The sequence below is a fragment of the Ancylobacter terrae genome (genome assembly GCF_045108345.1).
Lineage (GTDB): Bacteria > Pseudomonadota > Alphaproteobacteria > Rhizobiales > Xanthobacteraceae > Ancylobacter.
Window position 1 is genome coordinate 1,165,205 of record NZ_JBJGXH010000001.1, and the last position, 22,457, is coordinate 1,187,661.

A 22,457-nucleotide genomic window follows, 5' to 3' on the forward strand; every position below is an offset into this window, starting at 1 on the left:
ATTACTAGGCATTTTGTCCCCGGGTAGTCGTGCCCGGGGATCTTCTTGTCAGGGCCCGCGCCGCCCGCCCTTCAGTGTGCGCAGCGTGAAGATGCAGACAGGCGGCCCCGAAATCAGCACCAGCAATGCGGCGAAGGGGGCGGCGGCGGCATAGGCGCCGTCATTGGTGTAGGACCACACCTCGGTCGCCAGCGTCACCACCCCCGATGGCGCGAGCAGCAGGGTTGCCGTCAGTTCCCGCATCAGTTCGAGCACGACCAGCGCCAACGCCGCGCCGACACCCGGTGAGAGCGCGGGCAGGGTGACGGCGACGAAGGCGCCGATCGAGCTGCGACCCAGCGTCCGGGCGGCCTGTTCGAGCTCGGCGGGCACCAGTTCGGCCGTCGCGCGCAGCGCGGACTGCGCCAGCGGCAGGAACAGGATCGCGTAGGCGATGAAGACCAGCGCCGTCGACTGGTAGAGCGGCGGCACCCATCGGATCGCGCCGTAGATCAGCGCCAGCGCCACCACGAGACCCGGCAGTCCGTGGACGATATAGGGCAGCCGCTCGGCGATGGCGGCGACACGCCCGCGATAGCGGGTGACGAGCATCACCAGCGGCAGGGCGAGCAGGGTGGTGAACACGGCACCCGCCAGCGACAGGCGCAGCGAGCCCGCCAGCGCCGCCCCGAGATCGCCCGTCCCGGTTCCCGCCGACAGCCCGACCGACAGCCAGTAGGCCAGCATGAACAGCGGCACGCCGAGGGCCGCCCCCGTCAGCAGCGCGAAGGCGGCGATCACCGCCGGCGTCGCGGCGCCGAGACGCGCCGGCGAGCGATGACGCGGCCCGCGCCGGTCGCTGCGGGCGAGACGCTGGCCGGCGCGCAGGCGGGCCTCGCCGAACGCCGCCGGAAGACACAGCGCCATCAGCACGCCCGACAGCAGCGCGGCATTGGCGCTGTTGAACTGGAGTTCGTACTCCTGGAAAATCGCGGTGGTGAAGGTCTGCACCCGCAGCAGCGAGAGCGCGCCGAATTCGGCGAGGATATGGGTGAGCACCAGCAGGGCGCCCCCGCCCATGGCTGGCCGCAACTGCGGCAGCACCACCCGGCGGAAGGTCGGCCATGGACTTTCGCCGAGCGAGCGGGCGACATCCTCCAGCCGCGCATCGATGCGCCGCAGCGCGGCCGAGACCGGCAGGAAGATCAGCGGGAAATGCGAGAGGGTGAGGATCAGCATCGCCCCGCCAAGGCCCTGGAAGGCCGGGCCCAGCGAGGCCCAGGCGAAGCTCGCGACGAAGGCGGGGACGGCGAGCGGCAGGCAGAGCACCGTGCGCCAGAAACCGTGACCCGGCAGGTCGCAGCGCTCGATCACCCAGGCGGCGGCGGTGCCGATCAAGGTGGCGGCCGCCGTGACGCCGAAGGCCAGCGCCAGCGTGTTCGCGAGCAGGAGGCCGGTGCGGGCCCGCACCAGCATCCCCCACGCCTCGGCCCAGCCGACATCGAGGGCGCGGCTGCCGACATAGATGATGGGAAGGACGGTCAGCGCGACGGGGATCAGGGCGGCGAGCACCAGCCAGCCCGGCGGGCGCCGTCGCAGGGCGCGGCCTGTCGAAGGGGAACTCACCGCCGGGCGCCTTCAGTCGTGTCTCGTCACGCCAGCCCCGCCTCGCGCGCGAGCGGGATCGCCTCCGCCGCATCGCCGAGCTCCGCCGGCGTCACGGGAGGCGGATCGAGCTGGTCGAACGGCTTCAGCGCGTAGGGGGAGGTGACGCCCGGCCTGAGCGGATATTCAGCCATGGATTTCGCGATCACCGTCTGGCCCTGCTCGCTGACCAGGAAGGCGAGAAAGCGCTGCGCGCCCTCGGGATTGCGGGCGGTCTTGAGGATGCCGGCGGCGGAGACGGTGACGAGGGCGCCGGGATCCTGGTGGCCGATATAGTGCAGCGCCGAGCGCATCCGCTCCGTGCCCACCTCCTTCGCCACGGTGAACCAGTAGTAGTTGTTGATCAGGGCGGTGGGGATCTCGCCGCGCTCCACCGCCTGCATGGCGCCGATATTGTTGTTGAAGGCGCGCCCGACCTCCTTCATCCCGCGCAGCCAGGCGAGCGTCGCATCCCGGCCCTTCATCCGCAGCAGCGTCACGATCTGCTCCTGGAAGGCGTCAGAGGTGGGCGCATAGGCGACGCGGTCGGCCCATTCGGGGCGGGCGAAGTCGAGCAGCGAGGCGGGCAGCTCGCTTTCCTTGATCAGGTCCCTGTTATAGGCGACGACGCGGCAGCGGGCGCTGACGCCGGTCCACAGGCCCTTCTGGTCGACATAGAGACCCGGAACCTGCTTCAGCGTCTCCGGCGCGATCGGTGCCAGCAGGCCGCGCCCGGCGAGCGCGGCGACCGGCGGGCTGCCCTCGGAATAGAACAGGTCGGCCGGCGAGAGCTCACCCTCCGCCAGGATCTGGTTGGCGATCTGCGGGCTCGAGCCGTTGCGCACCAGCACCTCGATGCCGGTCGCCTCGCTGAAGGCGGCGACGACGGCGTCCGTCGTCTGGCGGTGCTGGCCATTGTAGAGCGTGAGTTCGCTGGCGCTGCCCGCCCGGGCGCGGGGCAGGGGAGCGAACAGCGTCGCGCCGCCGACGGCCAGCGCCGAACGCAGCAGCCCGCGGCGGTCGAGCTGATACATTGGAATTCCTCTAAGTTATTGTATTCGCATCGATTTTGTGCAAGCAACGCGCGCGTGGCCTGCTTGTCAATGCGTCACCTTGGGGAAGCCGTGATGGGTGCTCGGCCGGCTACCGCGCCTCACAGGCGGCCACGCCGCTGAGTTTGCTGGTGAAGCGGGCGGCGGGATAGCCGTCGTAGAAATCCATCACGACGATGGTCGCGGTGCGGCCCGGCGGGATCAGCGTGCGGATCGAGAAAACCGCATCGGCGAGATGCATGGTCTGGGTGCCGATTTCGACCGCGCGGATCACCTTGTCCGGAAGCACATTGGTGAATTCCCAGACCAGTACTCCGTCCTGCACCGTGAAGCCGGCATTGCCGCCGCGCAGCTTGCGGAAGTCGGCGGCGTCGAGGGGGCGGGCGCGGCACGTGGCATATTGCTGCTGGAGGCCCGCGGCCTTGAGCGCGTCGCCCTCCTCCGCGACGCAGATGTCGCGGCACTCGCCCATGGCATGCCGCATCGCGTCCCGGTCATCGGCGCTGGTGATGCGGTGGGAGAGGCATTCGCGGAAGCATCCCGCCTGTGCCGGGGTGGCGAGGACGGCGAGCAGGGGCAGGACGAACAGTTCGCGCACCAACATGACGCCCTCCGGGCGGGTAACGGATGTGCCGGCGAAAGGCATACGGGCGGGCGCATCCCGTCTGAGTCGTCTCGGTTACGTGCCACGGCGTCGTGTGGTTCACCGCGGGTCGGGCGCGGTTCGCCCGGTCAGGGCCGGCCTGCGGCGGTTCTTCCTCTTTCCGCCGGTTTATAGCCGCACGATTTGACGCCTGTTAACGACAGCCCGTCAATCGTGGCGGCATATGCCCGCCGCCGGCGTGCGGCGGATTGGAAGCCATCGATGAAATCACGGTTGCCGGTCAACCTGCTGCTGATCGCCCTCGCGCTGCTCCTGCTGCTCGTTCCGGCCTATTTCATGAGGCCCGGCCCCGAGCTGTTCCAGGGCTATGCCGAGAGCGACCTCATCTTCGTAGGGCCCGAGGAGGCGGGTCGCCTGACCGCGCTCAAGGTTGACGAGGGCGTGCGCGTGCGCCCCGGCGATGCGCTGTTCGAGGTCGATCCCGCCCTGCAGCAGGCGGCGCTCGATGCGGACACCGCCAATCTCTCGCAGGCGAAGGCGCGGCTCGCCAACGTCACGGCCTCCACCCAGCGGCCGGAGGAAGTGGCGGTGCTGGAGGCGAGCCAGCGCCGGGCCCTCGCGGCGCTCGACCTGTCCCGCATCGAGCTCAAGCGCCAGTCCGACCTCACCTCGAAGGGGGTTGGCTCGCAAGCCGCGCTCGACACCGCCCAGCACAGCTACGACCAGAACCAGGCGGCGCTCGACGAGATCAACGGCCAGATCAAGGTGGCCAAGATGGCGGGCCGCGACCAGGAGATCGACGCCGCCAACGAGGCGGTGAACGCCGCCACCGCCGCGCTCGCCTCGACGCGCATCCGGCTGGAGCGCCGCAAGCTGGCGGCCCCGGTCGAGGGCTCGGTGGAGACGGTCTATTTCCGCCCCGGCGAGTTCGTGCCGGCCGGTCGGCCGGTCGTCTCGCTGCTCCCGCCCGGCCTGATCAAGGTGCGCTTCTTCGTGGCGGAACCGGATCTGCCGCGGTTCAGGCTCGGCATGCGGGTGCAGGCGCTGTGCGACGGCTGTGCCGCGCCGATCCCGGCCACGGTCAGCTTCATCGCGGCCGAGGCCGAATACACGCCACCCGTGATCTACAGCCTCGACGAACGCTCGAAACTCGTCTTCATGCTGGAGGCGCGCCCCGACGATCCGCTCGCCCTGCGGCCCGGCCAGCCGGTGAGCGTCGAGATCGCGGGCGCTCCATGAACGCCGGCGCGGACTACGCCATCGAGGTCGAGGGACTGCGCAAGAGCTTCGGCGACCGCGTGGTCGTGCGCGACCTCAGCATGCGGGTGAAGCGCGGGCAGATCTACGGCTTCCTCGGGCCGAACGGCTCGGGCAAGACCACGACGATCCGCATGCTGTGCGGGCTGCTGACGCCCGATGCCGGGCGGGGCACCTGCCTCGGCCGCGACATCCTCACCGAAGGTCGCGAGATCCGCCGCCATATCGGCTACATGACGCAGCGCTTCAGCCTCTACGGCGATCTCTCGGTGCGCGAGAACCTCGAATTCATCGCGCGGATCTACGGCCTGCGCGACCCGGTGGGGTCCGCCGGCGCGGCGCTCGACCGGCTCGGGCTGAAGGGGCGGGACCGCCAGCTCGCCGGCTCGCTCTCGGGCGGGTGGAAGCAGCGCCTCGCCCTCGGCGCCTGCATCCTCACCTCGCCGCAGCTTCTCCTGCTCGACGAGCCGACCGCGGGCGTCGACCCCAAGGCGCGCCGCGATTTCTGGGCGCAGATCCACGATCTCGCCGCCGAGGGCATGACGGTGCTCGTTTCCACCCACTACATGGACGAGGCCGAGCGCTGCCACGAGATCGCGTATATCGCCTATGGCGACCTGCTGGCGCAGGGCACGGTGGGCGAGGTGGTGGCGTCCGCCGGGCTGACCACCTTCAGCGTCACCGGTGGCGACCCCGCTGCACTCGCGCGGGAACTCGCGGCGCTGCCGGGGGTGGAACTCGTCGCCCCGTTCGGCAACAGCGTGCATGTCGGCGGCCGCGACGCCGCGGCGCTCGGTGTGGCGATCGCGCCCTTGCGCGTGCGCACCGATCTCGACTGGCGGGCGGACGAGCCGACGCTGGAGGATGTCTTCATCGACCTGATGAACCGCTCGCAGGATAATTTCCGGTGAGGGGCGGCGGCTTCTTCCGCCGCGTCGGCGCGATGATGCGCAAGGAGTTCATCCAGCTCCTGCGCGACCGCGTCTCGTTCGCGACGATGATCTCGATCCCGCTGCTGCAGCTGATCCTGTTCGGCTACGCCATCAACACCACGCCGCGGCACCTGCCCACCGCGGTGATGGCCTTCGAGAACACCTCGCTGACGCGCTCGATCCTGGCGGCGCTGGAGAACACCAAGTACTTCGCGATCACCCATCATCCGCGGACCGAGGAGGAGGCGGAGCGGCTGGTGCGCTCGGGCGAGGTGCTGTTCGTCGTCGAGATCCCCGCCGGCTTCGAGCGCGCGGTGCGGCGCGGCGAGAGCCCGGCCATGCTGGTGGCGGCCGATGCGACCGATCCGGTCGGCGCGAGCAGCGCGCTCGCCGCGCTCGGCCGCATCGTCGAGCAGTCGGTGAAGCGCGAGCGGCTGGTGCCGGACGACGCGCCCGAGGGCAGCGGGCTCGAGAAGACGCCGCCAGCCTTCAGCATCCGCACCCATCCCCGCTACAACCCGGCGGCGGTGACCCAGCTCAACATCGTGCCCGGCCTGCTCGGCACCATCCTCACCATGACCATGCTGATCTTCACCGCGCTCTCGGTCACGCGGGAGATCGAGCGCGGCACGATGGAAACGCTGCTCGCCATGCCGATCCGCCCGGTGGAGGTGATGCTGGGCAAGATCGCGCCCTATGTCATGGTCGGCGCGGGGCAGGCGGCGATGATCCTCGCGGCCGGCGTCTTCCTGTTCGGCGTGCCGATGGTGGGCAGCCTCGGCCTGCTCACCGTGCTGACGGGGCTGTTCATCGTCACCAACCTGTCGATCGGCTACACCTTCTCGACGCTGGCGCAGAACCAGCTGCAGGCGGTGCAGATGACCTTCATGTATTTCCTGCCGAACATCCTCCTGTCCGGCTTCATGTTCCCCTTCGCCGGCATGCCCGCCTGGGCGCGCTGGATCTCCGAGACGCTGCCGCTGACGCACTACCTGCGCATGGTGCGCGGCATCCTGCTCAAGGGCGCCACCGCCGCCGACCTCGCCACCGACATCGTGGCGCTGACGCTGATCATGCTGGTGGCGATGGTGATCGCCGTGAAACGCTTCCGGCAGACGCTGGATTGAGGGAGCCGATGGCCTGTGGTCGCTGGACTATCCTTCGAGGCTCGCTGTGCTCGCACCTCAGGATGACGTGGTGCTGAAGCGAACCGAGTATTGAACTCCGAATCCCGCCCTCTAATCATCCCCGCAAACGTCATCCTGAGGTGCGAGCGAAGCGAGCCTCGAAGGATGTTCATTGTCCGGGAATGCGCGCGGTCGGGCGCTGCGCGAGGCGACGGACAGCTTCCCAGTCGCCCCGTATGAGCGCCTCTTTCTTTTCACGTCTCCAGCCCTTGAGCTTGCGCTCGATGGCAATGGCGTCGGTGATCCGTTCGAAATGCTGCGACCAGATCAACGCGACCGGCCGGCGCTTGAACGTATAGCCGGGGAAGGCGCCGCTCTGGTGCTGGGCAACGCGTCGGTCGAGGCTGTCGCCTGTTGCGGAACCGACGTAGAACGAGCCATCCGAACACCGCAGCATGTAGACGAATGCACCCATTTGGTTCTCGCGGGACCATCCTTCGAGGCTCGCTACGCTCGCACCTCAGGATGACGGTGCCGGATGGGACCAGCAAGAGCGCGGACAGGATACCGAGAGTAGCCGAGAGCGTCGCCTCCAGGCCTTCCGATCTGCACTCATGGCCTTCCGGGTTGCGAGGCCGCCAGCAAAAAGGCGCGGCTTTCGCCGCGCCTCTTCCGTCTTGCAGAGCCGTAAGGACGTCGCTCAGAAGTCCATGCCGCCCATGCCGCCACCCGGCATGGCGGGGGCCGCGGAGGCCTTCTTCGGCAGCTCGGCGACCATTGCCTCGGTGGTGATCAGCAGGCCGGCCACGGAAGCGGCGTTCTGGATGGTGGAACGCAGCACCTTGGTCGGATCGATCACGCCAGCCTTGAACATGTCGACGAACTCGCCCGACTGGGCGTTGTAGCCGAAGGCGTAGCTGGTGTTCTCGAGGATCTTGCCGACGATGATGGAGCCGTCGTCGCCCGCGTTCAGCGCGATCTGGCGCGCCGGCGCCTGGATGGCGCGGCGGACGATCTCGACGCCGGTCTTCTGGTCGGCATTGGCGGTCTTGACGCCTTCGAGCACCTTGATGGCGCGGAGCAGGGCGACGCCGCCGCCCGGCGAGACGCCTTCCTCGACGGCCGCGCGGGTGGCGTGCAGCGCGTCGTCGACGCGGTCCTTCTTCTCCTTGACCTCGACCTCGGTCGCGCCGCCGACGCGGATCACCGCGACGCCGCCGGCGAGCTTGGCCAGGCGCTCCTGCAGCTTCTCGCGGTCGTAGTCCGAGGTGGTCTCCTCGATCTGCGCCTTGATCTGCGCGACGCGGCCCTCGATGTCCTTCTTCTTGCCGGCGCCGTCGACGATGGTGGTGTTCTCCTTCTCGATCACCACCTTCTTGGCGCGGCCGAGCATCTGGAGGGTCACCGAATCGAGCTTGATGCCGAGGTCCTCGGAGATGGCCTCGCCGCCGGTCAGGATGGCGATGTCCTGCAGCATGGCCTTGCGGCGGTCACCGAAGCCGGGCGCCTTGACGGCCGCGACCTTGAGGCCGCCGCGCAGCTTGTTGACGACCAGGGTGGCGAGCGCCTCGCCCTCGATGTCCTCGGCGATGATGAGCAGCGGCTTGCCGGTCTGCACCACGGCCTCGAGGATCGGCAGGAGCTCCTGCAGGCCCGAGAGCTTCTTCTCGTGGATGAGGATGTAGGGATCCTCGAACTCCACGCGCATCTTCTCGGCGTTGGTGATGAAGTAGGGGGAGAGGTAGCCGCGGTCGAACTGCATGCCCTCGACGACGTCGAGCTCGGTCAGAGCGGTCTTGGCTTCCTCGACGGTGATGACACCCTCGTTGCCGACCTTCTGCATCGCCTCGGCGAGGAACTTGCCGATCTCGGCATCGCCATTGGCCGAGATGGTGCCGACCTGGGCGATCTCGTCGTTGGAGGTGACCTTCTTCGAGTTCTTCTTGAGGTCGGCGACGATCGCCTCGACGGCGAGATCGATACCGCGCTTGAGGTCCATCGGGTTGATGCCGGCGGCGACGGACTTGGCGCCTTCCTTCACGATGGCCTGGGCGAGCACGGTGGCGGTGGTGGTGCCGTCGCCGGCGAGGTCATTGGTCTTCGAGGCCACTTCGCGCACCATCTGGGCGCCCATGTTCTCAAACTTGTCCTCGAGCTCGATCTCCTTGGCGACGGTGACGCCGTCCTTGGTGATGCGCGGGGCGCCGAAGCTCTTCTCGATCACGACGTTGCGGCCCTTGGGGCCGAGCGTGACCTTCACCGCATTGGCGAGGATGTCGACGCCGCGCAGCATCTTCTCGCGCGCATCGGCGGAAAACTTCACGTCTTTCGCAGCCATTTCTTCTTAACTCCCGATTTCGTAATGCCGGTGGCCGGGCGTGCGCCGAGCGTCACGCCGCCTTCTTGGTGGCCGCAACGGCGTCGAGGATGCCGAGGATGTCGGATTCCTTCATGATGAGGTAATCGACGCCGTCGATCTTCACCTCGGTGCCGGACCACTTGCCGAACAGCACGCGGTCGCCGGCCTTCACGTCGAGGGGAACCAGCTTGCCGGCGTCGTCGCGGGCGCCGGGACCGGCGGCGACGACTTCACCCTGCGAGGGCTTTTCCTTGGCGGTGTCGGGAATGATGATACCGCCCGCGGTCTTCTCTTCGGCGTCGAGGCGCTTGACCACGACACGATCGTGCAGAGGACGGAACTTCATCGCATCTCTCCAGAATAGTCGAATTCAACGGACCGGGCGTTCAGCCCGCGCGACATCTAGGCGGCGCCCCGCATGCGCACAAGGGGGCGCGGGCGAAAAATTAGCAATCCCTGGAGGCGAGTGCCAGTGCGCTGCAACAGTCTGTCAGCAGTCCGTCATACATGCTGCCAACATTATGATTGAAAAGGGTTATTTCAATTTTTCGCTTGCCGATCCGAGCGAACACGGCAACACTTTGCTCATCGCGACAGGGAGGTTCCGCATGGCAGCAGAGGTGTCGGCGTCTTCGGATTTCGTGAAGCAGATGGCGGGCTATGGCCTGACCACCGCCCATATCCTCTATCGGATGCCGGATCATCCCGGCCTGCTCCAGACCTATCTCTGGCAGCATTACGACGTTTTCCCGGACTTCCCCGTGCTGCACAGGTTCCTCGACTTCTGGAAGCGCGAGATCGAGGGACCGCTGCACACCATCACCGTCTCCCACGCGCGGCTGATCAAGCCCGCCGAGATCCGGGCGGTCGACGGCATCTTCCGGCTGAACTGACCCGCCGGCCGGAGCAGGGCGCACGGGCCATCCACCCCAATTCACCGGCGCCGTGCGCGCGCGGCCCTGACCTTGCCGCTTTCGCCGTGCTATGAGGGCGACGAAGCGGGGGTTCCGGAATGCCTCCGCGGCTCGTTCGAGCCTGAGCAGAGGCGTCTTGGAACCTTCCGTGGATCATCGTCCGCCGCGTACGTCCGAACTCCTGTCGGCCATCGTGACCGCCCATTCGGCCGAGCGCATCGCGCTGGGCGATCTGGTCAGCGCGCTGCGCAACCGTGCCTTCGGCATCACGCTGCTGCTGTTCGGCATTCCCAACTGCCTGCCGATGCCGCCGGGGATTCCGGTGATCTGCGGCGTCATCCTGACGCTGGTCGGCGTGCAGATGGCGATCGGGCGCGACGAATTGTGGCTGCCGCGCTGGCTGGCGGCCCGCACCTTCTCCCGCGCCTCGCTGGAGAAGCTGATCAACCGTGCCCTGCCATGGGTGCAGCGCTTCGAGGCCTATTCGCGCCCGCGCCAGGCGATGTTCGCCTCGGCCTTCGCGCGGCGCGGCGTCGGGCTGCTGGTGGTGATCCTCGGGCTGCTGCTGATGCTGCCGATCCCGATCTTCGGCAACCTGCCGCCCGGCATCGCCGTGTGCATTCTCGGGCTGGGCATGGTGGAGCGCGACGGGGCCTTCATCCTCGCCGGCACCATCGCGACCTTCGTCAGCATGGGTGTGATGGGGCTCCTGAGCTGGGCGCTCTATTCCGGAGCCGCAGCCTTCTTCTGACCGTTCTCAGCCGCGCCCGACGAAGGGCGCGCTGGTGGCCATGATGGTCATCGAGAGCACGTTCGCGTCGAGCGGCAGTCCCGCCATGTAGGCCACCGCCTTGCCGGCATGGACGGGATCGAAGGTCGGCTCCACCATGATCTGCCCGTTGGCCTGAATGATGCCGGTCTTCATCTTCGACGCCATGTCGGTGTCGGCATTGCCGATGTCGATCTGGCCGCAGGCGATGTTGTGCGCGCGCCCTTCCAGCGCCACCTGCTTGGTGAGGCCGCTCACCGCGTGCTTGGTGGCGGTGTAGGGCGCCGTGTTGGGGCGCGGGGCGTGCGCGGCGATCGAGCCATTATTGATGATGCGCCCGCCCTTGGGCGTCTGCGCCTTCATCACCCGCACGGCGTGCTGGATGCACAGGAACACGCCGGTCAGGTTCACGCTGACGACGCGCTGCCAGTCGGCCAAAGGCACGTCCTCGATCGGTGCGGCGGGAGACCAGCCCCCCGCATTGTTGAACAGCACGTCGAGGCGGCCATGGTCGCGCACGACCGCCGCGAACAGCGCGGCGACCTCGTCCGGGACGCTCACATCGGCCGGGACGACGCTGTGTCCGCTGCCTGCGAGCGTTTCGCGCACGGCCTCCAGCAGTTCGATGCGGCGACCGGTGAGGACGAGGGTGAAGCCCGCTTCGGCGAGCGCGACCGCCGCCGCGCGCCCGACGCCCGTTCCCGCGCCGGTGACCAAGGCAATTCGTGTGTCGGCAGCCATGGCGTCCTCCCCTCGTTCCTGTTGCGCTTGGTTCGCCGCGTACCGAACGCGTTGGCCCGTTCTGGCACTGTGCCCAACCGGCGGCGACAGCCTGTGATCATCGACGTCGTTCGGGAACCCAATCCCGATGTGCTGCGTTGGAAGGGTACAATTTCAACGATCGCACATCAATGGAGGGACGTCGAAATGCCTGCCGTTCTCATGTGGCTGATTGGAATCCCGATCCCGATCATCATTCTTCTCTATCTTCTTACTTGACCGTCCGGCCGAATGTCTTCGGTTCATCGCCCCCGGCCATAAGGCGGCCGGGGGATTGACGTATGGGCGGCCCGCAGCGCGGCCGACCAGCGCTCGCGCAGATCATGAAAATAGGGCTCGCCCGGCTCGACCCGGTAATTCAGCTCGGCGTGCGCGGTGTCCCGGCGCACGATCATCACGTCGATCGGCATGCCAACGCCGAGATTCGAGCGCATCGTCGAGTCCATCGAGATCAGTCCCGATTTCAGAGCCTCGTAGAGATCCATGTCGTAGACGATGGAGCGATCGAGCACGGGCTTGCCGTATTTGTGCTCGCCGATCTGCAGGAACGGGGTGTCGGGCGTGCACTCGATGAAGTTGCCCGCCGCATAGATCATATACAGGCGCATCGGGCCGCCCGCGATCTGGCCGCCGAACAGGAAGGAAACGTTGAAGCGCACATCCGCTTCCTCGAGTCCTTCCTTGTACAGCGCATGCACGTAACGGATGGCGCGGCCGACGCGCTGGGCCGCCTGGAACATGCTCGGTGCGTTGAGCAGGGTCTCGCGCTCGCCGGTTTCCTCGTTGACCAGCCCCTCGCTCAGCATGCTCAGCACCGCCTGCGAGATGGAGAGATTACCGGCCGTGGACAGCCCGAGCACGCAGCGGCCGGGTTCCTCGAACACGTGGAGCTTGCGGAAGGTCGAGACGTTGTCGAGGCCCGCATTGGTTCGGGTGTCGGCGATCATCACCAGACCGTCGCGCACGAGGATACCACAGCAATATGTCATCGAACCAACGTCCCCGCGCCCCACGCCGGGCGCCGTTATAGCGGTGCCCGCGACGGAGGGGCAACCAATACGCACTGTGAAGCAAGAGCAATTCGCCCCGGCACAGCCTGGGTGTGTCACAAAACCTCAGGCTCGGGAGAGGGGCTCACCCCTGGATCTGGCGGCTCGACTGGTCGACCGCGATGGCGACGGTCAGGCTCTCCTCGCCGCCGCCATAGCGGTTGCCGCGCACCGGCGCGGCGCCGATATAGTCGAGACCGACGGCGACGCGCACATAGGCGTCGGTCGCGCACAGATTGTTGGCGGGATCGAAGGCGATCCAGCCATAGTCGGGGACATAGGCCTCCGCCCAGGCGTGGCCGGCCTCCTGGGGCGCGGCCGGGTCCGCGTTCATCAGGTAGCCGCTGACATAGCGGGCGGGGATGCCGAGCGCGCGGGCGCCGGCAACGAAGACATGGGCGAAGTCCTGGCAGACCCCGCGCTTGAGCTGGAAGGCCTCGACCGCCGTGGTCGAGGTGTGGGTGGGATCCTTGTCATAGTCCAGCGCCTCGTGCAGCGCCGCCATCAGCAGGTGCGGCCGCGACAGCGGGTCGGTCGCGCCTGCGACCGCCTGCGCCGCGAAGCCGCGGATCGCCTCGTCGGAGCCGGTCAGGTCGGTGTCGCGCAGATAGAGCGAGGGTGGAAAGCGCTCGACGGTTCCCCTCAGCACACCCGAGACGTCCTGGGTCTCGACCTCGCCTTCGACGGTGACGCGCAGTTCGGTAAGAGGTCCGTCGATGGCGAAGGTGTGGGTGAGGTTGCCGAAGGCATCTTCATGCGCCTGCAGGCGGCAGCTTTCCGAGACGTCGATGCGCCACGACATCACGTACTGGCCGTCATGGTTCCGCGGCGTGAGCCGCAGGATCTGGATCGCGCCCAGCGCCGGCGGGTCGTAGCGGTACACCGTGGCGTGATTCACATGGATGCGCATCGCGCGGCACTCTGCTCCCTGGCGGCCTAGACGAGATACTGCTCGGTGACGGCGGCGCCGAGCCGGTTGTTCTCGCCGATGAAGCTGTCGATATATTCGTGCAGGCCCACCTGGAAGACCTCTTCCATACGGCTGTTGCTCAGCTTGGTGAGGCTGGAACGGGCGAGGCGCTGGGCGGTTCCCTGCCGGCCGTAATAGGCGGCGATATCATCGAGATAGCGCGAGATGTTCTGGTAGCAACTGGTGAGCGAACGCGGCATCTGCGCGTTGAGGATCAGCAGGTCGGCGACCAGCCAGGGCTTCACGCTCTCGCGGTACACCCAGTGGAACGAGGTCAGCGCCGAGACGGAGCGCAGGATCGAGGCCCACTGGAAATAGTCGAGCGGCCCGCCGACATGCTCCTGCTCGGGCAGCAGCACGTGGTACTTCACGTCGAGGATGCGGGCGGTATTGTCGGCGCGCTCCACATACATGCCGACCCGCGAGAACCAGAACGCGTCGTTGCGCAGCATGGTGCGGTAGGCGGCGCCGTCGAAGCGCAGCGACGTCTCCTTCACGAAGTTCAGGAAGCGGGCGAGTTCCTCGCGCGTCATGCTCTTGGTGGAGTAGCGTTTCAGCTCCAGCCAGGCCGAGTTGATCGTCTCCCACATCTCGATGGTGAGCGCCGTGCGGACCGAGCGCGCATTGGTGCGGGCGATCTCGAAGCAGTTGCGGATCGAGGAGGGATTCTCGGGCGCGAAGGCGAGGAAGGCGACGACGTTCTTCTCGTTGATCTCGTCGCCATGGACCTGCCGGAACTGCTCGGAGCAGCCGGCCGTCAGCAGCGCCGAGTTCCATTCATTGGTCGAGCCGCCATAGGCGGCGGGCAACTGGGCGAGCCGCTGGGTGACGTCGAGGATGCGGGCGAGGCATTCCGCCCGCTCCATGTAGCGGGCCAGCCAGTAGAGGTTGTCTGCGGTGCGCGAGAGCATGGGAGCCGTTCTATTTGGCGTTGCGCCAGGCGACGGTTGCGATGCCGGCGCCGATCAGGAGGGTGCCACCGACGCGGTTGACCGCGGCGACGAGGGAGGGGCGCGCGATCGCCTGCCGGGCGCGGCCGGCGATCAGGGCGTAGCCGAAGGCGTTCGCCGCCGCGAGCACGAGGAAGGTGCTCTCGAAGACCAGCATCTGCGTCGCGAAATCGGCATGGGGATCGAGGAACTGCGGCAGGAAGGCCACGAAGAAGGTGATGGCCTTGGGATTGAGCGCCGACACCAGCCAGGCGTGCAGCACCATCGCGAGCGGCGATCCGGCCGTGCGCGCGGCCGGCGTGATACCGGCGCTGCCGGCGCGCCACAATTTGATGCCGAGCCAGACGAGATAGGCAGCGCCGATCCATTTCAGCCCCGTGAACAGCGTCGCCGAGGTGGCGAGCAGCGCGCCGAGGCCGAGCATGGACAGCGTCATGGCGGTGAAGTCGCCGAGTGCGACGCCGGTCGCCATCGGCAGTGCCGCGCGGCGGCCCTGCCCGAGGGCGTAGGAGACGACCAGCAATATGGTCGGTCCGGGTATGACCAGCAGCACCGCCGAGGCGGCGACGAAGGCCAGCCATGTCTCGATGGTCATCTTTTCGCGCGCTCCCACTCTTCGTCGTCCCGGCGACCGCAAAGTGCAGCGCCGGGGTCGTTCACCCGTTCCGCCGCCGATCCCGCACAGCTACCGGCCGGGATCGACGCGTATCTCGAACCGCCTCAGTTCTCCTCCAGCACCCAGGTGTCCTTGGTCCCGCCGCCCTGGCTCGAATTGACCACCAGCGATCCTTCCTGCAGCGCGACGCGGGTCAGGCCGCCCGGCACGATGCGCACCTTGTCCGAGCCGCTCAGCACGAAGGGGCGCAGGTCGACATGGCGCGGGGCGATGCCTTCCTCGACGAAAGTCGGGCAGGTGGAGAGCGCCAGCGTCGGCTGGGCGATGAAATTATCGGGGTCCTGCTTCAGCTTGGCGCGGAACAGCTCGATCTGGGCCTTGTCGGCGCGCGGGCCGATCAGCATGCCGTAGCCACCCGAGCCGTGCACTTCCTTCACCACCAGTTCGCTGAGGTGATCGAGCACGTATTTGAGGTGGTCGGCCTCGCGGCAGCGCCACGTCGGCACGTTTTGCAGCAGCGGCTCCTCGCCGAGGTAGAATTTGATGATCTCCGGCATGTAGCTGTAGACCGCCTTGTCGTCGGCGACGCCGGTGCCGACCGCGTTGGTCAGCGTGACGTTGCCGGCGGAATAGGCGCTCATCAGCCCCGGGACGCCGAGCGCGCTGTCCGGCCGGAAGGCGAGGGGATCGAGGAAGTCGTCGTCGAGGCGGCGATAGATCACGTCGACCCGCTTCGGCCCCTCGGTCGTGCGCATGTAGACGATGTCGTTCTTGATGAAGAGGTCGCGTCCCTCCACCAGCTCGACGCCCAGCTTGTCGGCGAGGAAGGAGTGCTCGTAATAGGCCGAGTTGTAGATGCCCGGCGTCAGCACCACGACATTCGGGTCCGAGGTCGCGGTGGTCGGCGCGAGCGATTTCAGCGTCGCCAGCAGTTCGTCCGTGTAGTTCTCCACCGGCGCGACGCGGTTCTCCGCGAACAGCTCGGGGAAGAGCCGCATCATGATCTCGCGGTTCTCCAGCATGTAGGAGACGCCGGAGGGCGTGCGGGCATTGTCTTCGAGCACGTAGAAGGTGTCGGCGTCGATGCGGACCACATCGATGCCGGCGATATGGACATAGAGGTCGTGCGGCACCTTCTGGCCGTTCATCTCCGGGCGGAACACCGGGTTCTGGTAGACCAGATCCTCGGGCACGATCCCAGCCTTCAGCACCTCGCGCTTGGTGTAGACGTCCTTGATGTAGAGGTTCAGCGCCTTCACGCGCTGTTCCAGCCCCTTCGACAGCCGCCGCCACTCGCCGCCGGTCAGCACCCGCGGGATGATGTCGAAGGGGATGAGGCGTTCCTGCGCATCGCTGTCGCCGTAGACGGCGAAGGTGATGCCGATGCGGCGGAAAATGAACTCCGCCTCCTTGCGGCGCAGATCGACCACTTCCGGCGGGACTTCGGTGAGCCACCGCGAGAGGGCGGCATAGGCCGGACGGATCGAGCCGTCCAGATTGGTCATTTCGTCAAACGCGACGGTCATCGGTGCAAATCTACTCCCCGCTTGAAGGAAGTTAGCTACAAACCCTGTGCCAGCGAAAGAGCCCGACGGACGCCTAAGACGAGAATTCGGTGTGGGCGGCGCATTTGCCTATTCCGCGTGCAGCGTGCTTTTGCGACAAGCGCGCGTTGCGAGGATTTGCGGCGGTCCGGACGGTGCGCTGGCGTGGCAGGTATGAGGGGAAGGGGAATCGGATGAGCGATGTAACGGATTTGATCACGGCGGGGCTTCTGGTGATCGGCGACGAGATTCTCTCGGGCCGCACCAAGGACCGCAACATCGGCTACATCGCCGAATATCTGACCGGCATCGGCATCGACCTGTCGGAGGTACGGGTCGTTCCCGACGTCGAGGACGAGATCGTCGGCGCGGTCAACGCGCTGCGGGTCCGCTACACCTATGTCTTCACCACCGGCGGCATCGGCCCCACCCACGATGACATCACCGCCGATTCGGTGGCGAAGGCGTTCGGGGTCGGCATCGACGTGAACGAGCAGGCGAAGGCGATGCTGCTCGAGTACATCAAGCCGGAAGACCTCAACGCCGCCCGGCTGCGCATGGCCCGCATCCCCTTCGGCGCGGAGTTGGTGGTCAACCGGGTATCGAAGGCGCCGGGCTTCCGCATCGGCAACGTCATCGTCATGGCCGGCGTCCCGACCATCATGCAGGCCATGCTCGACGAGGTGGCGCCGACGCTGAAGACGGGTCGCCGCATGCTCTCCGAGACCGTCCGGGCGGATGCGCGCGAGGGCGATATCGGCGGGCCGCTCGCGGCCATCGCGGCGGCCCATCCCGATGTCTCGATCGGCAGCTATCCTTTCCTCGACGAGAACGCCCGGCCGAACAGCAATCTCGTTGTCCGCGCCCGCGAGCCGGAAAAGCTCGACGCCGCCGTCGCTGCCGTGCGCGCCATGGTGGCGGCGCTGTTCCGTCCCTGATGCCCTCCGGGGCAGGGCTGTGGCCGGCGTGCATTCTCCTCTGGAGGCGCAGGACCGCAGCCGCTAAACATCGCGGGCCGTTCCGAGGAATGCCGACACCATGAATGATCCCCGCCAGCAGAAAGCCTTTCCGGTCTCCTGGGACCAGTTCCACCGCGATGCCCGCGCGCTCGCCTGGCGGCTGGCGGGAGAGGGCCCCTTCGCGGCCATCGTCTGCATCACCCGCGGCGGGCTGGTGCCGGCCGCGATCGCCGCCCGCGAGCTCGGGGTGAAGGTGATCGAGAGCGTCTGCATCGCCAGCTATCACGACTACAAGAACCAGGGCGAGGTTCAGGTGTTGAAGGGCATTTCGCCGGATGTCCTCGCTCTCGGCGGCGAGGGCGGGCAGGGCATCCTCGTGATCGACGACCTCGTCGACACCGGCAAGACCGCCCGCGTGGTGCGCGACATGCTGCCGAAGGCGCATTTCGCCACCGTCTATGCAAAGCCGCTCGGGCGGCCGGCGGTGGACACCTTCATCACTGAGGTGAGTCAGGACACCTGGATCTATTTTCCGTGGGACATGGGGCTCACCTTCCAGCCGCCGATCCGCGACGGGGTCGCCTGAGCCGCCCCCGCGCACGCAAACGCACTTGATCTTTCCGCCTGCCTCGCCTTCCCTGCGATCAACCCCGGCGGGCCTCGTGGCCGACCGGCGGTTCCCGGCGGGCGAGCGCAGCCTACCGCTACAGGAGACCACCCATGGCCGGCCCCGATGATTCCTTCGGCGACGACGTGCCCGAGGACGAGAACCTCGACGAATACGAGGAGGCCTATGAGCGCCACCGCGTCGATCTCTACGAGATGATGATCGCCTATGCCGACGAGCACGATCTCGGCGACGGCTTCCTCGCGCAGATCATTGCCGATATCGGCGTCTCCATGCGCATGGTCGCCTATGTCGCGGAGACCGAGAAGCCGTCCGTGGGCGGGCTCCGCCTCGACCTCGACCGCTTCTCCCGCGAACTCGGCGATGCCGTGCGCGAGGCGAAGAAGGGCGCGGCGGAATTCATCGAGGATGCTCGCAAGGCGCAGGCGGAGGAGGCCGAGCAGGTCGCCGCCGGCGAGGACAGCGAAGGCGGCGAAGGCGGCAAGACGCACTGAGCGTTCGCGACGCGGCATCGAGGGTTCTGCGGATTGCACCATGATCGAGCGTCCGGCATCCGTCGGGGTCCGATCGTCCCACCGGCCCGCGCCGCCGATGGACGAGGGGCGGTCCGCGCCACGGCCCCGCATGAGCGCAACGGCGTGAGCCACATCGGGGCCGGGGGCCGGTGCCCCGCATGGCTCCCTCCGGAGGAAGTCCAGTCATCATGCCGCTCGCGAGATCGACGCCCGCCAGTGCCGGCGACGCCGCCGTCGCCGCATCCGTCACGCCGGAGCCGATCGAGGCGATCGGTGCCCGGCTCGGCATTGCGCCGGACGGGCTTTACCGCCATGGTCCGCACAAGGCGAAGATCGCGCTCGCCCTCGCCCAGGCCGCCGAAGCGCAGCCGCGCGGCAGGCTGATCCTCGTCACCGCCATCAATCCGACGCCCGCGGGCGAGGGCAAGACGACCACCACGATCGGGCTCGCCGACGCGCTGGCGCAGGCGGGCCGGAAGGTGGCGATCGCGCTGCGCGAGCCCAGCCTCGGCCCGGTCTTCGGCGCCAAGGGCGGCGCCACCGGCGGCGGCTGGGCGCAGGTCGTCCCGATGGACGAGATCAACCTGCACTTCACCGGCGATTTCCACGCCATCACCGCCGCGCACAACCTGCTCGCCGCGGCCATCGACAACCATGTCTACTGGGGCAACGCGCTCGACATCGACGTGCGGCGCATCTCCTGGCGCCGGGTCGTCGACCTCAACGACCGCGCGCTGCGTCATGTCACGGTCGGGCTCGGCGGGCCGGGCAACGGCTATCCGCGCGAGGACGGCTTCGACATCACCGTCGCCAGCGAGGTGATGGCCATCTTCTGCCTCGCCCGCTCGCTCGCCGATCTCGAAGAGCGGCTCGGCCGCATGGTGGTCGCGCAGACCCGCGCCCGGACCCCGGTGCGCGCGGCCGACCTGAAGGTCACCGGCGCGATGACCGCGCTGCTGCGCGATGCCTTCCAGCCGAACCTCGTGCAGTCGCTCGAAGGCACGCCGGCGCTGGTGCATGGCGGGCCCTTCGCCAACATCGCCCATGGCTGCAACTCGGTGATCGCGACCCGCGCGGCGCTCGGTCTCGCCGACTATGTGGTGACGGAGGCGGGTTTCGGTGCCGATCTCGGTGCGGAGAAATTCCTCGACATCAAGTGCCGGCAGGCGGGCCTCGCCCCTGCCGCCATCGTCGTGGTCGCGACGGTGCGCGCGCTCAAGATGCACGGCGGCGTGGCGCAGAAGGATCTCGGGTCGGAGAACGCCGCGGCGGTGGCAAGCGGCGCGGCCAATCTCGTGCGCCACATCGAGAACATGAAGGGCTTCGGCGTGCCGGTGGTGGTGGCGATCAACCGCTTCACCGGCGACACGCCGGCCGAGCTCGAGGCGATCCGCGCGGCCTGCGCCACCGTGGGCGCCGATGTCGAGCTGTGCTCGCACTGGGCGGAGGGGGGCGAGGGTGCGGCAGGGCTCGCGGCGACGGTGATCCGCCTCGCGGACGGTCCGTCTGCCTTCGAGCCGCTCTATCCGTCCGAACTGCCGCTGGTGCAGAAGATCGAGACCATCGCCCGCCGCATCTACCGCGCCGGTTCGGTCGCGTTCGAGCCGGCCGCGCTGGCGCGGCTCGCCGAGTTCGAGGCGCAGGGTTATGGCGACCTGCCGGTGTGCATGGCCAAGACCCAGTACAGCTTCACCGCGGACCCCTCGCGCCGGGGCGCGCCGGAGGGTTTCGTCCTGCCGGTGCGCAGCGTGCGGCTCGCGGCCGGGGCCGGCTTCGTCGTGGCGTTGTGCGGCGAGGTGATGACCATGCCGGGTCTGCCCTCCAGCCCGGCCGCCGAGCGCATCCATGTCGATGCGGAAGGGACGATCCACGGCCTGTTCTGAGGCCGGCGCCGGCGGTGCGGCGATGCCCTGACCGGCGGCGAACGCACTTGCCCGGCCCGGCGGCGCAGGCCAAGGTGCCGACGATGCGGACGTGGCGAAACTGGTAGACGCACGAGACTTAAAATCTTGCGCCCACAAGGCTTACGGGTTCGAGTCCCGTCGTCCGCACCACCCTCGCCCGGCCACCGCTTTCCAGCTCCCGCTACCTCGGGTCGCACTATCCTCGCGCAAAGGTGCGGCGCGCTCTGGAAAGCCAGGGGGCGGGTCCGCGCGGGATGTCGGCTCCGCCGTTCCGCATGGAGCGAGGAGGGGATCCTGACCCCGTCCAATGTCGTGCGCCTCAAGGTCGAGCCCGGCATGGACGGGGCCTTTCTCGACGCCCACCGCAGCGTCGCGGCGAACTAGCCGGGGCTGCGCCCCGCCAGATCATCCGGACCGGAAAGGCGCGTCCTTGCCTCGTCGCCGAGCGGGAGAGCGTCGACGTGATCGCCGCCGCCCGGCCGCCGATGATCGCCCCGTTCGATGGTTTTCGCGCCGCGATCGACGATTTCGGCGGCGGCCTCGGGGTGATGGAGGCCGTCTCCGGACCCATCGCACCGGGCGTCAAAGCGGGCCTCGCGCGCTCCGTACGGCTGCAAGGTCTTGTCGTAGAAAAGGAAATCGGTTTCGCCGCACCGGCCGGCACGGTTCGCGCCGGCTCGCCTTTTCGGGAAGAAGCTCACCGGATTTTGACCCGTTAATTTTTGTGCTACGAACGCGTTAACGAGGCGTGCGGGGGAAGGTCCGGAATGCGGCGAAGCAGCGTGGCGGTGCTGGCACTGTTGAGCGTGGCGCCGTGCGGCGTGGCGCTCACGGGTGTTGCCGGCGCCACCGAGCCGAAGGCCTCCGCGCCGGCCGTGCGGCCGGCAGAAGCCGTCGTACCCTCGAACCCGCGCGTGGCGTCGGTTTCAACCCGGAAGGCGGCGCCCGTCGCGGGCGTGATTTCCAACGCCGATTTTCCCGCGGAGATGGCGGCTCCCTTTGCCGCCGATTGGGTGACCTCGCCCGGACCGATGGGGCCCGCGGCTGCGGCGGGCTTCGCGCTGCGGGGTGCGCTTTCCGACAATGCCGCCGCTGCGCCGCCTGCGGCCGAGCCGGCACCGGCGCCCGCCGTCGCGGTCATTGCCGTTCCGGCCTCGCCGCGCCTCGCGCTCGCCTCGATCCCGCTACCGCTGAAGCGCAGCGATGCGCCGCCGCCGCGCCCGTCGCCGGCGCTCGCCATGGCGCCCGAGGCGGCCGTCCCGGCGGCCTTCGCCGGCGTGGCCGACCCGGCCACTGCGGGACCGGCGATCCCGGCTGCGAAGGAAAAACCCCGCCTTGTCGCCGCGCCGGTGCCGCTGCCGCCCAAGCGTCCGACGCGCATCGCGGCGCTGGCACCGGTCGCGGTCGATACGGCCGCCATCGCATCCGACGCCGCCGACGCGGCCTCCGACGAGGCCGAGGCCACCGCCCCGGTGGTCGAGGCGGAACCGGCGGCGCGCCCCGTGGTGCTCGGCAAGAAGCGGCTGACGGCGGCGCAGGCCCCGCCCGAGATCGAGGCGCTGATCGAGCGGCATTCCCGGCGCTACGACGTGCCCGCATCGCTTGTCCGCCGGGTCCTCTGGCGCGAAAGCAAATACAATCCGCGCGCGCGGAACGGTCCCTATTGGGGGCTGATGCAGATCCGGGTCGACACGGCCCGCGGCATGGGCTTTCGCGGCGATCCCGCCGATCTGCTCGATGGCAACACCAACATGACCTATGCGGTCGCCTATCTCGCCAATGCCTGGCGGGTCTCGGGCCGCAACGAGACGCGCGCCGTGCAGCTCTATGCGGGCGGCTATTATTTCGAGGCCAAGCGCAAGGGCCTGCTCAGCGGGCTGATCAAGACGGCGCTGGTCGACTGAG

Annotated in this window: 23 protein-coding genes and 1 tRNA gene; 12 read left to right on the forward strand and 12 right to left on the reverse strand. The window is 68.1% G+C overall.

What is annotated here, in order from left to right:
• Positions 1 to 48 precede the first annotated feature (48 nt).
• From ACEUEL_RS05505 to ACEUEL_RS05515, 3 genes are all read right to left on the reverse strand, one after another.
• Positions 49 to 1,605 (reverse strand): ABC transporter permease, encoded by a 1,557-nt coding sequence (locus tag ACEUEL_RS05505; RefSeq protein ID WP_405702983.1) that lies wholly within the window; start codon positions 1,603 to 1,605, stop codon positions 49 to 51.
• Positions 1,606 to 1,631: 26 nt separating this feature from the next.
• Positions 1,632 to 2,657: an iron ABC transporter substrate-binding protein gene (locus ACEUEL_RS05510; RefSeq protein WP_405702985.1), complete on the reverse strand. Its 1,026-nt coding sequence runs from the start codon at positions 2,655 to 2,657 to the stop codon at positions 1,632 to 1,634.
• Positions 2,658 to 2,766: 109 nt separating this feature from the next.
• Positions 2,767 to 3,279, reverse strand: a complete 513-nt coding sequence (locus ACEUEL_RS05515) for a hypothetical protein (protein ID WP_405702987.1) — start codon at positions 3,277 to 3,279, stop codon at positions 2,767 to 2,769.
• Positions 3,280 to 3,540: 261 nt separating this feature from the next.
• Between ACEUEL_RS05515 and ACEUEL_RS05520 the strand changes: the two genes are divergently transcribed.
• Genes ACEUEL_RS05520 through ACEUEL_RS05530 form a run of 3 tightly spaced genes read left to right on the forward strand, consistent with a single transcriptional unit; the run spans position 3,541 to position 6,595 of the window.
• Positions 3,541 to 4,518 (forward strand): HlyD family secretion protein, encoded by a 978-nt coding sequence (locus tag ACEUEL_RS05520; protein ID WP_405702989.1) that lies wholly within the window; start codon positions 3,541 to 3,543, stop codon positions 4,516 to 4,518.
• The gene (locus ACEUEL_RS05525) at positions 4,515 to 5,447 is read left to right on the forward strand and encodes an ABC transporter ATP-binding protein (protein WP_405702991.1); all 933 of its coding nucleotides are present in this window, start codon (positions 4,515 to 4,517) and stop codon (positions 5,445 to 5,447) included. The genes ACEUEL_RS05520 and ACEUEL_RS05525 overlap by 4 nt, the downstream gene beginning before the upstream one ends.
• Positions 5,448 to 5,479: 32 nt before the next feature.
• Positions 5,480 to 6,595 carry an ABC transporter permease gene (locus ACEUEL_RS05530; protein ID WP_405706589.1) on the forward strand — a complete coding sequence of 372 codons (1,116 nt, stop codon included), beginning with the start codon at positions 5,480 to 5,482 and terminating at the stop codon, positions 6,593 to 6,595.
• Between the two features lie 169 nt (positions 6,596 to 6,764).
• On the opposite strand, the gene ACEUEL_RS05535 is transcribed toward ACEUEL_RS05530, so the two are convergent.
• From ACEUEL_RS05535 to groES, 3 genes are all read right to left on the reverse strand, one after another.
• Positions 6,765 to 7,070, reverse strand: a complete 306-nt coding sequence (locus ACEUEL_RS05535) for a GIY-YIG nuclease family protein (RefSeq protein ID WP_405702994.1) — start codon at positions 7,068 to 7,070, stop codon at positions 6,765 to 6,767.
• Between the two features lie 225 nt (positions 7,071 to 7,295).
• The gene (groL, locus tag ACEUEL_RS05540; protein ID WP_405702996.1) at positions 7,296 to 8,933 is read right to left on the reverse strand and encodes a chaperonin GroEL; all 1,638 of its coding nucleotides are present in this window, start codon (positions 8,931 to 8,933) and stop codon (positions 7,296 to 7,298) included.
• A 52-nt stretch (positions 8,934 to 8,985) separates the two neighbouring features.
• Entirely contained in the window at positions 8,986 to 9,300 is a 315-nt protein-coding gene (gene groES, locus ACEUEL_RS05545) for a co-chaperone GroES (protein WP_405702998.1), read from the reverse strand.
• Between the two features lie 262 nt (positions 9,301 to 9,562).
• Here groES and ACEUEL_RS05550 point away from each other — a divergent pair, with 262 nt between their 5' ends.
• Both ACEUEL_RS05550 and ACEUEL_RS05555 read left to right on the forward strand, forming a co-directional pair.
• On the forward strand, positions 9,563 to 9,847 hold the full coding sequence (locus ACEUEL_RS05550; protein WP_405703001.1) for an usg protein: 285 nt from the start codon (positions 9,563 to 9,565) through the stop codon (positions 9,845 to 9,847).
• A gap of 169 nt (positions 9,848 to 10,016) precedes the next feature.
• Positions 10,017 to 10,619: an exopolysaccharide biosynthesis protein gene (locus tag ACEUEL_RS05555; RefSeq protein WP_405703003.1), complete on the forward strand. Its 603-nt coding sequence runs from the start codon at positions 10,017 to 10,019 to the stop codon at positions 10,617 to 10,619.
• A 6-nt stretch (positions 10,620 to 10,625) separates the two neighbouring features.
• On the opposite strand, the gene ACEUEL_RS05560 is transcribed toward ACEUEL_RS05555, so the two are convergent.
• From ACEUEL_RS05560 to ACEUEL_RS05585, 6 genes are all read right to left on the reverse strand, one after another.
• Positions 10,626 to 11,378, reverse strand: a complete 753-nt coding sequence (locus ACEUEL_RS05560) for an SDR family oxidoreductase (RefSeq protein WP_405703005.1) — start codon at positions 11,376 to 11,378, stop codon at positions 10,626 to 10,628.
• A 281-nt stretch (positions 11,379 to 11,659) separates the two neighbouring features.
• Positions 11,660 to 12,406: a peptidase gene (locus ACEUEL_RS05565; protein ID WP_405703006.1), complete on the reverse strand. Its 747-nt coding sequence runs from the start codon at positions 12,404 to 12,406 to the stop codon at positions 11,660 to 11,662.
• Positions 12,407 to 12,551: 145 nt separating this feature from the next.
• Positions 12,552 to 13,376 carry a transglutaminase family protein gene (locus ACEUEL_RS05570; RefSeq protein ID WP_405703008.1) on the reverse strand — a complete coding sequence of 275 codons (825 nt, stop codon included), beginning with the start codon at positions 13,374 to 13,376 and terminating at the stop codon, positions 12,552 to 12,554.
• Positions 13,377 to 13,402: 26 nt separating this feature from the next.
• Positions 13,403 to 14,347, reverse strand: a complete 945-nt coding sequence (locus tag ACEUEL_RS05575) for an alpha-E domain-containing protein (RefSeq protein ID WP_405703010.1) — start codon at positions 14,345 to 14,347, stop codon at positions 13,403 to 13,405.
• 10 nt (positions 14,348 to 14,357) lie between these two features.
• A complete protein-coding gene (locus tag ACEUEL_RS05580; RefSeq protein ID WP_405703011.1) occupies positions 14,358 to 14,981 on the reverse strand; it encodes a LysE family translocator in 624 nt (207 codons plus the stop codon).
• Between the two features lie 125 nt (positions 14,982 to 15,106).
• Positions 15,107 to 16,528: a circularly permuted type 2 ATP-grasp protein gene (locus tag ACEUEL_RS05585; protein ID WP_405703012.1), complete on the reverse strand. Its 1,422-nt coding sequence runs from the start codon at positions 16,526 to 16,528 to the stop codon at positions 15,107 to 15,109.
• A 212-nt stretch (positions 16,529 to 16,740) separates the two neighbouring features.
• Here ACEUEL_RS05585 and ACEUEL_RS05590 point away from each other — a divergent pair, with 212 nt between their 5' ends.
• The 7 genes from ACEUEL_RS05590 (at position 16,741) to ACEUEL_RS05620 (ending at position 22,456) form a co-directional block, all read left to right on the forward strand.
• Positions 16,741 to 17,484 carry a competence/damage-inducible protein A gene (locus ACEUEL_RS05590; protein ID WP_405703015.1) on the forward strand — a complete coding sequence of 248 codons (744 nt, stop codon included), beginning with the start codon at positions 16,741 to 16,743 and terminating at the stop codon, positions 17,482 to 17,484.
• Between the two features lie 100 nt (positions 17,485 to 17,584).
• The gene (gene gpt / locus ACEUEL_RS05595) at positions 17,585 to 18,091 is read left to right on the forward strand and encodes a xanthine phosphoribosyltransferase (protein ID WP_405703016.1); all 507 of its coding nucleotides are present in this window, start codon (positions 17,585 to 17,587) and stop codon (positions 18,089 to 18,091) included.
• A gap of 134 nt (positions 18,092 to 18,225) precedes the next feature.
• On the forward strand, positions 18,226 to 18,627 hold the full coding sequence (locus ACEUEL_RS05600; RefSeq protein WP_405703017.1) for a hypothetical protein: 402 nt from the start codon (positions 18,226 to 18,228) through the stop codon (positions 18,625 to 18,627).
• 209 nt (positions 18,628 to 18,836) lie between these two features.
• Positions 18,837 to 20,531, forward strand: a complete 1,695-nt coding sequence (locus ACEUEL_RS05605) for a formate--tetrahydrofolate ligase (RefSeq protein ID WP_405703019.1) — start codon at positions 18,837 to 18,839, stop codon at positions 20,529 to 20,531.
• 85 nt (positions 20,532 to 20,616) lie between these two features.
• Positions 20,617 to 20,702, forward strand: a tRNA-Leu gene (locus ACEUEL_RS05610).
• A gap of 311 nt (positions 20,703 to 21,013) precedes the next feature.
• A complete protein-coding gene (locus tag ACEUEL_RS05615; RefSeq protein WP_405703021.1) occupies positions 21,014 to 21,271 on the forward strand; it encodes a hypothetical protein in 258 nt (85 codons plus the stop codon).
• 48 nt (positions 21,272 to 21,319) lie between these two features.
• Positions 21,320 to 22,456, forward strand: coding sequence for a transglycosylase SLT domain-containing protein (locus tag ACEUEL_RS05620; RefSeq protein WP_405703022.1), 1,137 nt, complete (start codon positions 21,320 to 21,322; stop codon positions 22,454 to 22,456).
• Position 22,457: the final 1 nt, after the last annotated feature.